Origin of the sequence: Bradyrhizobium sp. (assembly GCF_030697065.1) — a bacterium.
Classification (GTDB): domain Bacteria; phylum Pseudomonadota; class Alphaproteobacteria; order Rhizobiales; family Xanthobacteraceae; genus Bradyrhizobium.
This window is the reverse complement of sequence record NZ_JAUYQU010000189.1, coordinates 12,740-26,398: the sequence shown is the minus strand read 5'-3', so window position 1 is coordinate 26,398 and position 13,659 is coordinate 12,740. Positions and strand designations below refer to the sequence as shown.

General features: G+C 63.4%; 11 protein-coding genes and 1 pseudogene. 3 read left to right on the top strand and 9 right to left on the bottom strand.

Annotated elements, in window-relative coordinates; genetic code table 11:
- Positions 1–145: 145 nt before the first annotated feature.
- Positions 146–1,642, bottom strand: a complete 1,497-nt coding sequence (locus Q8R73_RS14565; RefSeq protein WP_305720321.1) for a caspase family protein — start codon at positions 1,640–1,642, stop codon at positions 146–148.
- A gap of 586 nt (positions 1,643–2,228) precedes the next feature.
- On the opposite strand from Q8R73_RS14565, the gene Q8R73_RS14560 reads away from it, so the two are divergent.
- Complete coding sequence (locus Q8R73_RS14560; RefSeq protein ID WP_305720247.1) at positions 2,229–3,725, top strand: DEAD/DEAH box helicase; 1,497 nt, start codon at positions 2,229–2,231, stop codon at positions 3,723–3,725.
- A gap of 128 nt (positions 3,726–3,853) precedes the next feature.
- Entirely contained in the window at positions 3,854–4,921 is a 1,068-nt protein-coding gene (locus tag Q8R73_RS14555; RefSeq protein ID WP_305720246.1) for a GGDEF domain-containing protein, read from the top strand.
- Positions 4,922–5,034: 113 nt separating this feature from the next.
- Here the strand turns inward: Q8R73_RS14555 and Q8R73_RS14550 are convergent, their stop codons facing one another.
- From Q8R73_RS14550 to Q8R73_RS14515, 8 genes and pseudogenes are all read right to left on the bottom strand, one after another.
- A complete protein-coding gene (locus tag Q8R73_RS14550) occupies positions 5,035–5,454 on the bottom strand; it encodes a TfoX/Sxy family protein (RefSeq protein ID WP_305720245.1) in 420 nt (139 codons plus the stop codon).
- Positions 5,455–5,618: 164 nt separating this feature from the next.
- Complete coding sequence (locus Q8R73_RS14545) at positions 5,619–6,029, bottom strand: iron-sulfur cluster assembly accessory protein (protein WP_305720244.1); 411 nt, start codon at positions 6,027–6,029, stop codon at positions 5,619–5,621.
- A 69-nt stretch (positions 6,030–6,098) separates the two neighbouring features.
- Positions 6,099–6,497, bottom strand: a complete 399-nt coding sequence (locus Q8R73_RS14540; protein WP_305720243.1) for an SUF system Fe-S cluster assembly protein — start codon at positions 6,495–6,497, stop codon at positions 6,099–6,101.
- Positions 6,494–7,741: a cysteine desulfurase gene (locus Q8R73_RS14535; RefSeq protein ID WP_305720242.1), complete on the bottom strand. Its 1,248-nt coding sequence runs from the start codon at positions 7,739–7,741 to the stop codon at positions 6,494–6,496. Before Q8R73_RS14535 ends, Q8R73_RS14540 begins: the two co-directional genes overlap by 4 nt.
- Positions 7,738–9,060 carry a Fe-S cluster assembly protein SufD gene (sufD, locus tag Q8R73_RS14530; protein WP_305720241.1) on the bottom strand — a complete coding sequence of 441 codons (1,323 nt, stop codon included), beginning with the start codon at positions 9,058–9,060 and terminating at the stop codon, positions 7,738–7,740. Before sufD ends, Q8R73_RS14535 begins: the two co-directional genes overlap by 4 nt.
- A gap of 20 nt (positions 9,061–9,080) precedes the next feature.
- Positions 9,081–9,833: a Fe-S cluster assembly ATPase SufC gene (gene sufC / locus Q8R73_RS14525; RefSeq protein WP_305720240.1), complete on the bottom strand. Its 753-nt coding sequence runs from the start codon at positions 9,831–9,833 to the stop codon at positions 9,081–9,083.
- Between the two features lie 122 nt (positions 9,834–9,955).
- Positions 9,956–11,437 (bottom strand): annotated as a pseudogene (sufB, locus tag Q8R73_RS14520) (Fe-S cluster assembly protein SufB).
- Positions 11,438–11,521: 84 nt separating this feature from the next.
- On the bottom strand, positions 11,522–12,688 hold the full coding sequence (locus tag Q8R73_RS14515; RefSeq protein WP_305720239.1) for a cysteine desulfurase family protein: 1,167 nt from the start codon (positions 12,686–12,688) through the stop codon (positions 11,522–11,524).
- 314 nt (positions 12,689–13,002) lie between these two features.
- Between Q8R73_RS14515 and Q8R73_RS14510 the strand changes: the two genes are divergently transcribed.
- Complete coding sequence (locus Q8R73_RS14510) at positions 13,003–13,650, top strand: alpha/beta hydrolase (protein ID WP_159009389.1); 648 nt, start codon at positions 13,003–13,005, stop codon at positions 13,648–13,650.
- The last annotated feature ends 9 nt before the right edge of the window (positions 13,651–13,659 follow it).

Genomic DNA, 13,659 nt, shown 5'->3' with positions numbered 1-13,659 from the left:
GCCCGGATGGAGCCCTTGCGAAATCCGGGACTCGTCTCGCACCGTCCCGGATTACGCAGTCCGACGACGCTTCGCGCCGTCCGACTTCTCCCGGGCTACGGGCTATTGCGAAGTGTGCGGGACACGGAGATGTATTGCTTCACAATCAGCGCCTGAAACTCTTGATCTCCGACACGCTGCCGTCGCGATAGGTCAGTTCTACCGAAACCGATTTGGTCGTCGGCGCCAGCTTCAGATAAGGCTGCGCCGCATGCGGAATCGCGCTGGGATCCCTCGGGTCGCAGGGCGGCATTTTCAGGACCTTGTCCGGCACCGTGCTGTCGATGCCGACGCGCACTTCGCGGATCGCACAGCGATACGACATCAAATGGGTGTAATAGACCAAGAGTCCGTTGAACTCGCGAAACGACAACCAGCTCGTCGCGGTCATGTCGAGGATCTTGCGCTGGTCGCGGATCAGTGCCGCCTCGGGGTCGAACCTGATCGGAAACGGCCCCTGAACCTCGCCGAGCGTATCGACATAGCGGACCTGCAGGGTGGCGGCCCCGGCGTCGGCGGGAAGCTCGATCGAGGGATTGGGCATCCGCTTGCGGGTGCGCGGATCGAGCGTGTCGATGAATCCGGTCTCGCGGAATTCGCCGGTGTCGCCGATCCGCCACGAAATCCCGAGCGTCGGATCGGCGATCGAGAACACCACGGTCCAGCCACCATTGTGGCGCGAGAACGCAGCGATCGGCGCGTTGACGGACTCGTTCGAGGGCGAAAGGCGTTGCACCGGCGGCAAAGCCGCGACCTGCTGTTGCGGTTCGGCTGGCTTGGCTACCGCGTCGGCAGGCCGGCTGGCGAGACCGTTCAGGAATACGTCGTCGACCATCTGGTCGAAATAGACCGGAATCTGCTTGTGGCGCACGGTCTCCGCCAACTCACTGACCAGACGCCGGGTCCGCTGCGCCACCTGGACCAGGTTGGCGCCCGGCTCCGCGATCTGCTTTGCGAAAGTCCGCGTGAACACCGAATTGGGATTGTCGTCATTGTTGGAGAGGCGATCGAGCGCGGTCTGGCGGGGGCCGGCCGAAAAGATCGAGAACACGCCTTCCGGCAATTGAGTCATCGGCGCGAGACCACCGCCGCCGGCGACCGCTCGCGTGCCCTGGCGTTCGAACGGATTGTTGCGGCAGGCATCGAACACCAGGATCGCAGTGCGCACCTTCCTGTTCTGCAGCCGCTCGATGATGCGGTCGGCGAGAACAGAGGCGTCGCGCACCAGTTCTTCCTGCCCCTCGGTCGCGGGGGGCACGTCGGTCGGAAGCAGAAAATTTTGGCCAGCGATCTCGAAGCCGTGGCCGGCATAGAAAAAGAACGCGGTGTCGCCGGGCCCGACCGCCTTGTCGAACGCCAGCAGCGTCTGGCTGAAGGCGGCCCTCGTCTGGTTCTCCGCCACCATCACGGCAAAGCCGAGCTGCTTCAGCGTATCGCCCATGGTGCGGGCGTCGTTGACCGCCTTCTGCAGTTTCGGGACGTTACGGTAGTCGTCATTGCCGACCACCAGCGCGACCCGCTTTTCCGCCTGCGCGGGGGCGGCAAACGCCACCAGCGTGGCGGCAATGGCGGTGATTGCCGAAAATCCGGAAAGCCAGCGCATCATCGAGGTCCCTGCCCGCACGATTCATCCACGGCCCGTGCCAGCCATCCTGTGCCGTAGTCGGCATACCGGCGCCAACGGTTCAACGCCTTGGTCAGGACCGGAATCGTCCACGCGCGGAAACCGGCTGTCATTCCGGGGCGATGCCGACGGGGCCGCGAAAGGCGCCGGCCCGATGGTATCGAACCCGGAATCTCGAGATTCCGGGTTCGCGCTTGCGCGCAAATGACGAGCGGCTTAACGCATCTTGACGATCGGGGTGATAAATCTGCGTAATTCTACGTAGTCGATTCATGAACCATTAACCCGGGCGGCAAACCCTGCCGCGCACCGCACGGAGCCTGAAATCGCCGCCAATTATGCAAAAACATTAAGCTTTTTCAGCCCTTCCCGCGGCGGCTCCATTGACTTTGGGCAATTCGGCCCTATGTTCCGGCCTGACGCGGCCCGGTATCGAAACGCGATGCCTCGAGTAAGCCGCCTGTCTGCGTATCCGATAATCCCGAGCAAATTTGCGTGCCGTTCCGGGGTTGGGCGCGACAGTCTTTTTCCGAGATTCCAAGCGGCGGTTTCGACCAGAGGCTCAATGTCTTTTACCCATCTCGGCTTGTCCGACAAGGTGCTCGCCGCCGTCGCGGCCACCGGTTACACCACCCCTACCCCCATTCAGGAACAGGCGATTCCCCATGTTCTGGCCCGCCGGGACGTTCTCGGCATCGCCCAGACCGGGACCGGCAAGACCGCCGCCTTCGTCCTTCCGATGCTCACGATTCTGGAAAAGGGCCGCGCCCGGGCCCGAATGCCCCGCACCCTGATCCTGGAACCGACCCGCGAACTCGCCGCCCAGGTCAAGGAACAGTTCGATAAATACGGTGTCGGCCAGAAGCTCAACGTCGCCCTCTTGATCGGCGGCGTCTCCTTCGGCGACCAGGACACCAAGCTGACCCGCGGCGTCGACGTGCTGATCGCGACCCCGGGCCGGCTGCTCGACCACACCGAGCGCGGCGGCCTGCTGCTGACCGGCGTCGAACTGCTGGTCATCGACGAAGCCGACCGCATGCTGGACATGGGCTTCATCCCCGACATCGAACGGATCTGCAAGATGATCCCGTTCACCCGGCAGACGCTGTTCTTCACCGCGACGATGCCGCCAGAAATCCGCCGCATCACCGAAACCTTCCTGCACAATCCCGAGAAGATCGAAGTTTCCCGGCCCGCGACCACCGCCGTCGGCGTGGCCCAGTTCCAGGTCTCGGTCGGCCGCGAGCCGCATGACAAGCGCGATATGCTGCGCCGCCTGCTGCGCGATGCCAAGGACCTGCAGAACGCGATTATCTTCTGCAATCGCAAGCGCGAAGTGGCGCTGCTTTACAAGTCACTTCAGAAACACGGCTTCAGCGTCGGCGCCCTTCACGGCGACATGGACCAGTCGGCGCGCACGGCGGCGCTCGATCAGTTCCGCAAGGGTGAAATTCCGCTGCTGGTCGCCTCCGACGTCGCGGCCCGCGGCCTCGACATTCCCTCGACCAGCCACGTGTTCAATTTCGACGTGCCGCATCATGCCGACGATTACGTCCATCGCATCGGCCGCACCGGCCGCGCCGGCCGGGCCGGCACCGCGATCTCGCTGGTCACCTCGCTCGATCAGAAATCCATGGTCGCGATTGAAAAACTGATCGGACAAAGCATCCCCCAGGTCGAAGGCCTGGAGGCCGGTCCGATCGACGAATCGGCCACACCTGCCAGCACCGAAACCGAGCGGCCGCGCCAGTCACGCGGACGGCACGGCTCGAGGGAAGGTTCAAGGGGAGCCTCGCGCGAAAGCCCGCGTGACGGCGCCCAGGAAGCCCGCAAGCCGCGCCGCGAACGCGAGCCCCGGCGTGCCGCCGGCGGTCGCAATGCCAACCCACAGCCGGCCGCGCCCGCAGCCGAGTTCACCCCGCCATCGGCGCCGCCGCCCTCGCGCACGCCGTCGATCGGCCGGGCCGCCGCACCGAAAGCCCCGCAAGAGCCGGCCTCCGAGCCTGCCGATCACTCGCATCTTCCGGCGTTCCTGCTGCGGCCGGTCCGCGTCAGGGTTTAAGGAGCGACTAAGTCGGGTACCGGACGTTTACCGGTCCTTCATTATCCTCCCTTAACTTGACGGCGATAATTTTAGTTATTGCCGCCGGAAAGTGGGCATTGCCGCCCGCTATATTGGGGACGTGATCCGTGATCAAGGTGCTCGACGAACACGAACGCACGCTGGCCTTTGCCGAAGTTGCGCTGGGCCAGATCAAGTCACTTCGACAAACCGCCGTACCCCGCAATTATGAGATCTGGTACGTCTACGCGACAGGATACAACTCCCCGCTCAACCAGATCATCAACGAGACGCTGGCGCGCCACGGCAAGCTGACCGAAGCCGACCTCGAACAGATCTACGAAACCTATCTTTCGCAGATCAAGACCACCGACCGCATCGACAAGGTCGGCGCCCGCGTGATCGGCGAAATCGACGACGTCATGACGCTGATCTCCGACGCCCTCGGGATGTCGGTGAGCTACGACAACAGCCTGTCCGGCGCGGCGCAGGAGCTCTCGGTCGCGCGCGACCGCGACCAGATCAAGGCGATCGTCGAATCGCTGGTGCTGTCCACCCGCGAGATGCGCGACACCAACAAGGCGCTGGAAGACCGGCTGTCGCTTTCCAAAAACGAGATCAGCAACCTGCAGCAGAGCCTCGAGGCGATCCGGGCGGAAAGCCTGACCGATCCCCTGACCGGCCTCGGCAACCGCAAATATTTCGACCGCTCGATCGAGTCGGCGGTGCAGAATGCGCTGGCAAGCGGCGAGCCGTTATCGCTTCTGATGTTCGACATCGACCACTTCAAGTCGTTCAACGATTCCTATGGCCACCTCACCGGCGACCAGGTGCTGCGGCTGGTCGGCATGTCGCTGAAACAGACCATCAAGGGCCAGGACATCACCGCCCGCTACGGCGGCGAGGAATTCGCGGTGGTGCTGCCCAACACCGCGCTGCGCCAGGCGCTGACGGTCGCCGACCATATCCGCCGCGCCGTGATGGCGAAGGAACTGAAGAAGAAATCCACCGGCGAGATCCTGGGGCGCGTCACGATCTCGGTCGGCGTTTCCATGCTGAAACCGGGCGACGATACCGATTCGCTGATCGAACGCGCCGATGGCTGTCTCTACGCCGCCAAGCGCAACGGCCGCAACCGCGTGATCTGCGAAGTCGATCCGGAATACGCCGCCGAGGCCCACAGCCAGGTGGCGTGACCCGAGCGCGCGACACTGACGTCGTCATCCAAAGACGCCAGCCGTGCGGCGCATCGAAGATGACTTGCGCCGGTCCCTGCTGCGACCCTTCGAGGCTCGCAAGAGCTTGCACCTCAGGATGGCGGCTTTGACCGCTTTGATGTCTTTTTGACCGCGCTCGTCGGTTTCGCCGCAACCTTTTTCTTCGTCGCCTTCTTCCCCTTCGGCCGCTTGCGCAACGCCGCGCGCTGGGCTGCGGCCAGGGCCGCTCTCGCCCATACGCTCAGTTCCTCCGAATCATCGAACAGCCGCGCCGGAAGCTGCCAGTAGGAGTTGACGACAACGGTCTTCGCCCGCGTCTGATACTGAAACGGCGTCGAGCCTTCCGCCTCGAACTGCGGAATGGTCTGCTCGTCGGCGCGAAAGTAGAGACCGGCACGCAGCGCCAGCGCGAAGTTGGTGCCGTCGGCGGAAATGCCGAAACCGGAAAACATCGGGCGGATCGTCACCGGACCGAAGTCGGAAAACAGGTCGGTCAGGAAATCGCGGTCCATGGCGTAGGTCCATGCCGGGTATGGCCGCTATACCGAATTCGTCATTGCGAGCGAAGCGACGCCTTGCATGCCACAGCATGCTGTCTTGCTTCGCATGCCACAGCATGCTGTCTTGCTTCGTCGCTTACGTTCCTCGCAATGACGACCGAGGGTAGCAGCAACGTCTAGCCATCCACCTTCGCGGCGGTCAACTGCACCGATTCGCCGCAGCCGCAGGCGCCGGTCTGGTTCGGGTTGTTGAAGATGAACTGCGACTGCATCTTGTCGGCCTTGTAGTCCATTTCGGTACCGAGCAGGAACAGCACCGCCTTGGGATCGATCAGGATCTTGACGCCCTTGTCCTCGACGACCTCGTCGGTGGGACGGACCTCGTGGGCGTATTCCACCGTGTAGGATTGCCCGGCGCAGCCGCCGTTCTTGATCCCGACGCGAAGTCCGACGATCTCGGAATCGGCGCGCTTCGTCAGTTCGGTAATCCGAAGCGCCGCGGCCTCGGTCAGCTTCATGACCTGCGGCCGGGGCCGCGGCTTCGGCTTGGTGCCCGGTGTCGGTGAGGCGGGTGTCATCTCGGTCATGTGGTCAATCCCAGCGGCAAATCAATGCCGGTTAACGTGCCGTGTGCAGCTTAGGTCCGATCCAACGCTTCACCACATATTGAGGACGAGGCGCGCCTCGTCGGTCATGCGGTCCGGCGTCCACGCCGGCTCCCAGACCAGATTGACATTGACCACGCCGACGCCGGGAACGCTGGCGACCGCGTTCTCCACCATCTGCGGCAGTTCGCCCGCCGCCGGGCAGTTCGGCGTCGTCAGCGTCATCATGACGTCGACCGAGCGGTCGTCCTTGATGTCGACCTTGTAGATCAGGCCGAGCTCGTAGATATCAGCCGGAATTTCCGGATCGAACACCGTCTTCAGCGCGGACACGATCTCGCCGCCGAGCCGCTCGGTCTCTTCAGGCGGCAGCGCCGAGATGGTTTCCATGTTGCTGGATGTCGCTTCGCTATTCTTGGCTTCGTTCTTGGCTTCGATCGTGTCGGTCATGAAAACAGTTCCCGCGCCTTGATCAGCGCCTGTGCCAGATGGTCGACTTCTTCACGGGTATTATACATGCCGAACGAGGCGCGGCACGTCGCCGTCACGTTGAACCGCTCTAAAAGCGGCATCGCGCAGTGCGTGCCGGCGCGCACCGCGATGCCCTGCCGGTCGATCACGGTGGCGACGTCGTGGGCGTGCGCACCCTTCAATTCGAACGAGATCACCGGGCCCTTGTCGCGCGCTGTGCCGATCAGCCGCAGCGAATTGATCTCGCGCAGACGGTCCTGGGCGTAGGTCAGCAGGTCGTGCTCGTACGCGGCGATGCGTTCTTTGCCGATCGAATTGACGTAGTCTATCGCAGCGCCGAGCCCGATCGATTCCACGATCGGCGGCGTTCCCGCCTCGAATTTGTGCGGCGGATCGCCGTAGCTGACCCAGTCTCTCGCCACCTCGCGGATCATCTCGCCGCCGCCATTGAAGGGGCGCATCGCCACCAGATGCTCGTGTTTGGCATAGAGCACGCCGATGCCGGTCGGTCCGTACAGCTTGTGGCCGGTGAACACGTAGAAATCGGCGTCGATATCCTGCACGTCGATCGCCAGATGCACCGCGGCCTGGCTGCCGTCGACCAGCACCTTGATTCCGCGCTCATGCGCCAGCCTGACGATTTCCTTGACCGGAACGAGGGTGCCGAGCGCGTTCGACATCTGCGTGATCGCGACCAATTTCGTGCGGTCGGTCAGCAGCTTCTCGAATTCGTCGATCAGGAAATTGCCTTCGTCGTCGACCCCGGCCCACTTGATTACGGCACCGTGGCGTTCCCTGAGGAAATGCCAGGGCACGATGTTGGAATGATGCTCCATGATCGAGAGCACGATCTCGTCGCCCGCCCCAATGTTGGGAACGCCCCAGGACGACGCCACGAGGTTGATCGCCTCGGTGGCGTTGCGGGTGAAGATGATCTCCTCGGTGCGGCCGGCGTTGAGGAACTTCGCCACTTTTTCGCGGCCGCCCTCATAAGCTTCGGTCGCCGCATTGGCGAGGTAGTGCAGCCCGCGATGCACGTTGGCGTATTCGCTTCTGTAAGCTTGCGTCATCCGGTCGAGTACCGCGTTGGGCTTCTGCGCCGACGCGGCGTTGTCGAGATAGACCAGCGGCTTGCCGTAGACCTGCATGGCCAGCGCGGGGAAATCCTCCCGCACCCTCGCCACATCGTATGAACCGTTCAGGACTGCCGGATGCATGGTCAACCCCGTGCCGCCAGCCAGCGCTGGGCCGCCGCTATCGCGAGGTCGCGCAAGCCGTCATGGGCGATCTGCTCGATCGCCTCGCCGACGAACGCCTGGATCAGCAGCGCCTGGGCTTCCTTTTCCGAAAGTCCGCGCGCGCGCAGGTAAAACAGCAGGCTGTCGTCGAGCGCGCCGGTGGTGGCGCCATGTCCACATGTCACGTCGTCGGCGAAGATTTCGAGCTCCGGCTTGTTGTCGGCCTCGGCCTCGTCGGACAGCAGCAGCGCCCGCGTCATCATCTTCGCGTCGGTCTTCTGCGCCCCGGGTCGGACGATGATGCGGCCCTGGAATACCGAATGGCCGCGGTCGTCGATCACCGCACGGAAAATCTCGCGGCTCGAGCAGTTCGGCACCGCATGGTCGAGGAACAGCGTGGTGTCGGCGTGCTGGCGGCCATTGAGCAGATTGACGCCGTTAGTCTCGACCCGGGAGCCCTCGCCCGCTACCGCGATGACGGCCTGGTAGCGGCTGACCAGCGAGCCGGTATTCATCCCGAACGTGTTGAAATGCGCGTTGGCGCCGAGCGTCACGACCGCGGAGGAAATATTGAAGGCCTCGCGGCTGTCCTCGATCAGGCGGACATGGTCGAGCCGCGCGCCATCGCCGATCGCAACAACAAGGGAATCATGGACCTGATAGGTTTTCGCGCCCTCGGCGCCGATGTAGCTTTCCACCAGCGTCACGCTGGCGTGCTTGCCGACCCGGATCAACGAGCGCGTGAACATCGCCGCGGGCGCGCCGCTGGCGATATGGACGATATGCAGCGGCAGCGGGACGACGGCATTGTCGGCGATCTCGATCACGAGCCCATCGGTCATCAGCGCGCTGTTGAGCGCCACCATGGAATCGGCATTGTCGGGCGCGAACAGTTGCGCCTGCAGCGCGGCATCGCCGGTCTCCAGCGCTTCGCGCAGCGTGCGGATGCCTACGTCTTTTCCGAGATCCGATGTCTCTGACAGGTCCGGCGCGAACACGCCGTCCACCAGCACGACCCTGCGCACGCCTGCGATGGCGTGGAGCTTCAGGGCGGCGGCCGCGCGCTGCAGCGCCGCGGCGTCCGGCGCCGCCGCCAGCGGCAGCACTTCGCGCATCAGCACGCGCAGGTCGGTGTATTTCCAGTCCTCGACCCGCCGGTGCGGCAGTCCCAGCCGCTCATGGGCCTCCAGCGCCTGCCGCCGGAGGTCGGCGATCTTGCCTGTGCCGGGCAGCCGGTCACGCGCAACGGCGAGGATCTCGCTGTTGGCGCGGGCGGTGTCGGTCTTGGCCAGTACTACATTCATCACAAAATCCGTATCCCGCTTCAGGCCGCGGCTTCGAACTGGGCGTAGCCGGACGCTTCCAGCTCCAGCGCCAGTTCCTTGCCGCCGCTCTTCACGACCTTGCCCTTCGACATCACGTGGACGAAATCGGGCACGATATAGTTCAGCAGCCGCTGGTAATGGGTGATCACCACCATGGCGCGATCCGGCGAACGCAGCGCATTGACGCCGTCGGCGGCGACCCTGAGCGCGTCGATGTCGAGCCCGGAATCCATCTCGTCGAGGATGCACAGGCTGGGCTCGAACAGCGCCATCTGCAGGATCTCGTTGCGCTTCTTCTCGCCGCCGGAGAACCCGACATTGACGCCACGGCGCAGCATCTCCTGGGGAATGTTGAGGGAGGCGGCGACGCTGCGCACTTTCTTGAGAAAGTCGGGCGTGGAGAATTCGCTCTCGCCGCGCGCCTTGCGCTGGGCGTTCAGCGCGGTGCGCAGGAACGTCATGGTGGCGACGCCGGGAATTTCCACCGGGTACTGGAACGCCAGGAACACGCCCTTGGACGAGCGCTGGTCCGGCGACATCTCCAGGAGGTTCTCGCCCTTGAACAGGATCTCGCCGCCGGTGACTTCATAGCCCGGCTTGCCGGCGATGACGTGGCTCAGCGTCGACTTGCCGGAGCCGTTCGGCCCCATGATGGCGTGCACTTCGCCGGGGTTAACCGTGAGCGACAGCCCGTGGAGAATCTCACGCTCCTCGACACGGACCTGCAGATTTTTGACTTCAAGTAGTGACATTCTCATCCATCCTTCTCGTCATCCTGAGGTGCGAGCCGTTCTTCGGCGAGCCTCGAAGGATGATCTTTCGTTTGCAATCATCCTCCGAGGCTTGCTTTCGCAGGCACCTCAGGATGACGACCCTATCCAACCGATCCTTCCAGGCTGATCGAGATCAGCTTCTGCGCTTCGACCGCGAATTCCATCGGCAGCTGCTGCAGCACGTCCTTGACGAAACCGTTGACGACGAGGCCAACGGCTTCTTCCTGGCTCAGCCCGCGCTGCACGCAGTAGAACAGCACATCCTCGGAGATCTTCGAGGTGGTGGCCTCATGCTCGAACAGCGCGGAGGAATTCTTCGCCTCGATATAGGGCACGGTGTGCGCGCCGCATTTGTCGCCGATCAGCAGGGAATCGCAGGCGGTGAAGTTGCGCGCGCCGGTAGCCTTGCGATGGGCGGTGACGAGGCCGCGATAGGTGTTTTGCGAGACGCCGGCGGCGATACCCTTGGAAATGATCCGGCTCGTCGTGTTCTTGCCGAGATGGATCATCTTGGTGCCGGAATCGACCTGCTGGTGGCCGTTCGAGATCGCGATCGAGTAGAACTCGCCGCGCGAATTGTCGCCGCGCAGGATGCAGCTCGGATATTTCCAGGTGATGGCCGAACCGGTCTCGACCTGGGTCCAGGAAATCTTCGAATTGTTGCCGCGGCAGTCGCCCCGCTTGGTGACGAAATTGTAGATGCCGCCGACGCCTTCGGAGTTGCCGGGATACCAGTTCTGAACCGTCGAGTATTTGATCTCGGCGTCGTCGAGCGTGACCAGTTCGACCACGGCGGCATGCAGCTGGTTCTCGTCGCGCTGCGGCGCGGTGCAGCCCTCGAGATAGCTGACGTAAGCGCCCTTGTCGGCGATGATCAGGGTACGCTCGAACTGTCCGGTGTTGCGCTCGTTGATGCGGAAATAGGTCGACAGTTCCATCGGGCAGCGCACGCCCGGCGGCACGTAGACGAACGAGCCGTCGGAAAACACCGCGGAGTTCAGCGTCGCAAAGTAATTATCCGAGGTCGGCACCACCGTGCCGAGATATTTTCGCACCAATTCTGGATGCACGCGGATCGCCTCCGAGATCGGCATGAAGATCACGCCGGCCTGCTTCAGTTCCTACTGGAAGGTGGTCGCTACCGAAACCGAATCGAACACGGCATCGACCGCGATGCGGCGCTCGCCTTCCGGGCGCACCACGCCTTCCAGCACCTCGACCTCGCGCAGCGGTATGCCGAGCTTCTCATAGGTTTTCAGGATTTCCGGATCGATCTCGTCGAGCGAGCCGATCTGCTTCTTCGGCTTCGGCGCCGAATAGTAATAGAGATCCTGGTAGTCGATCCTGGGGTAGTCGACCTTGGCCCATGTCGGCTCCGTCATGGTCAGCCAGCGGCGATACGCCTCCAGGCGCCATTCCAGCATCCACTCAGGTTCGTTCTTTTTCGCGGATATGAAGCGGACGGTATCTTCCGACAGCCCCTTGGGGGCCTTGTCGGACTCGATGAGCGTCTCGAATCCATAGCGATATTGATCGACGTCGATCTGGCGAACCCGATCAACGGTCTCTTGTACGGCCGCCATTCCATCCTCCGCTCGCGGTTTCAAGGACCGCGGTGTGGATCACTTCAGAAGCTTTACGATGTTTCTTCGAGGAAATCACCTGCTTTAGAACCGTTCAAGCAGTGTTTCGTCGTACCCTCTAAGTAGTGTACCGGAGAGCGTTCGCCAAGCCTCCAGGCAGCGGTCAATGTCCCGGGATGTGGTTGACCAGCCCAAACTGATCCGCACGGCCCCCTGAGCGAGTTCGGGGCCGAATCCCATGGCTTCCAGCACGTGTGACGGCTGAACCTTGCCGGAGGAACAGGCGGAACCCGAGGATACCGCGATACCGGCGAGGTCGAAGCCGATCACCGCAGTCTCGGCCTTCAGGCCGGGGACCGTAAAAAGGGCGGTATTGGGCAATCGCGCAACCCGATCGGAAAACACGATAACCCCGGGAGTCCGCCGCAGGCCGCTTTCCAGCCGGTCTCGCAGGCCTTGGATACGGGCTGCATCCTGCGCCAGCGTCTTCATGGCGGCCTCCGCGGCCACGCCGAACCCGGCTATTCCCGCGACATTCTCGGTTCCCGCCCGGCGGCCGAGTTCCTGCCCGCCACCGCGCAGCACCGGCTCAAACCCCAGCACACCGTCCGCCAAAATCAACGCGCCGACGCCCTTCGGGCCACCGAGCTTGTGCGCAGAAACTGTCACCAGATCGGCAGCCAACCCTTTGAAATCGAGAGCCATCTTGCCAAAGGCCTGGATCGCGTCGACGTGCAGCAGGCCGCCAGCTTCATGTACAATCTCAGCGGCCTCATTTACCGGCTGAAGGGCGCCGGTTTCGTTATTGGCCAGCATCACCGACACCAGCGCTGGAGCGCCGCCCGCCAGCATCGCGCGCAGACGGTCGAGGTCGAGCAGGCCCGAACCGGTGACGCCAATCTGTTCGATCGCTGCAGCCGGGAATCGCCCCCCCGACAGCACGGATGCGTGCTCGATGGCCGATATCATCAGCCGCTCAGCGGGAGGCCCCGGCCCTCGCCGCAACCCGGGCGTCAGAGCCAGCGCATTGGCCTCGGTTCCTCCCGACGTAAAGACGAGGTTGCGCGGCGCGATGCCGACGGCGCCCGCAATCCTCGCCCTCGCCTCCTCGACCAGCCTGCGGGCCTGGCGGCCCTCGGCGTGGACCGAGGACGGATTGCCGCTGAGTTCCCACGCCGCAGCCATCGCCTCCCTGGCCTCGGGACGCAGCGGGGTGGTCGCATTCCAGTCGAGATAAATCCGATCAGGCATACTGTATCATATTACCCTTGATGCCCAGGCTGCGGCCGCCGTAGCCAAAACCTGCTTCAAAACCTTTATCGCAAGTGGGGATCACGCCGTCCCCTGACAATCGCAAACGCTAACGCGTTGAACGCACTGCGAGATGGTTCAAGAAGCTTGCTTTTGGCCCCTCGCCTCATGCTAGAACGCGGCCTCCACTTCACCGAGCGCCGTTCGCATCGCGCCAAACGACGCCTGATCCGCCCCCTTACTCTGCGAGGCTTCATTGGCGAACGCGCCGGATGGGGCCGCCCAAAGGCGGTTGATTTTGCCAAGGAATCAAAATGCCTGAAGTCATCTTCACCGGCCCCGCAGGCCGCCTCGAAGGCCGTTATCATCCGGCCAAGCAGAAGAACGCGCCGATCGCGATGGTGCTGCATCCGCACCCGCAGTTTCACGGCACGATGAATCACCAGATCATCTACCAGTGCTATTACGCCTTCGCGCATCGCGGCTTCTCGGTGCTGCGCTTCAATTTCCGCGGCGTCGGCCGCAGCCAGGGCTCGTTCGATCACGGCACCGGCGAATTGTCGGATGCCGCGTCCGCGCTCGACTGGGCGCAGACCATCAATCCCGAGGCGCGCGCCTGCTGGGTCGCCGGCTTCTCGTTCGGCGCCTGGATCGGCATGCAACTCCTGATGCGCCGTCCCGAGGTCGAGGGTTTTATCTCCATCGCGCCGCCCGCCAATCTGTACGACTTCTCGTTCCTCGCGCCCTGCCCGTCCTCGGGTCTGATCGTGCATGGCGAGAAGGATGCGGTGGTGCCGCCCAAGGACGTCAACACCCTGGTCGAGAAACTCAAGACCCAGAAGGGCATCGTGATCGATCAGCAGATCATCCCGGGCGCCAACCATTTCTTCGACGGCAAGCTGCAGCCGCTGATGGAGACGGTAACCGGCTATCTCGACATGCGGCTCGCCAACGTTCGCTGAGGTAGCGCG

Bases quoted from the DNA above. Each gene is read 5' to 3' on its own strand.
- Q8R73_RS14560 (WP_305720247.1), top strand. From the start codon at position 2,229: ATGTCTTTTACCCATCTCGGCTTGTCCGACAAGGTGCTCGCCGCCGTC.
- Q8R73_RS14510 (WP_159009389.1), top strand. From the start codon at position 13,003: ATGCCTGAAGTCATCTTCACCGGCCCCGCAGGCCGCCTCGAAGGCCGT.
- sufD (WP_305720241.1), bottom strand. From the start codon at position 9,060: ATGAATGTAGTACTGGCCAAGACCGACACCGCCCGCGCCAACAGCGAG.
- Q8R73_RS14515 (WP_305720239.1), bottom strand. From the start codon at position 12,688: ATGCCTGATCGGATTTATCTCGACTGGAATGCGACCACCCCGCTGCGT.
- Q8R73_RS14565 (WP_305720321.1), bottom strand. From the start codon at position 1,642: ATGCGCTGGCTTTCCGGATTTTCGGCAATCACCGCCATTGCCGCCACG.
- Q8R73_RS14545 (WP_305720244.1), bottom strand. From the start codon at position 6,029: ATGACCGAGATGACACCCGCCTCACCGACACCGGGCACCAAGCCGAAG.
- Q8R73_RS14550 (WP_305720245.1), bottom strand. From the start codon at position 5,454: ATGGACCGCGATTTCCTGACCGACCTGTTTTCCGACTTCGGTCCGGTG.
- sufC (WP_305720240.1), bottom strand. From the start codon at position 9,833: ATGTCACTACTTGAAGTCAAAAATCTGCAGGTCCGTGTCGAGGAGCGT.
- Q8R73_RS14540 (WP_305720243.1), bottom strand. From the start codon at position 6,497: ATGACCGACACGATCGAAGCCAAGAACGAAGCCAAGAATAGCGAAGCG.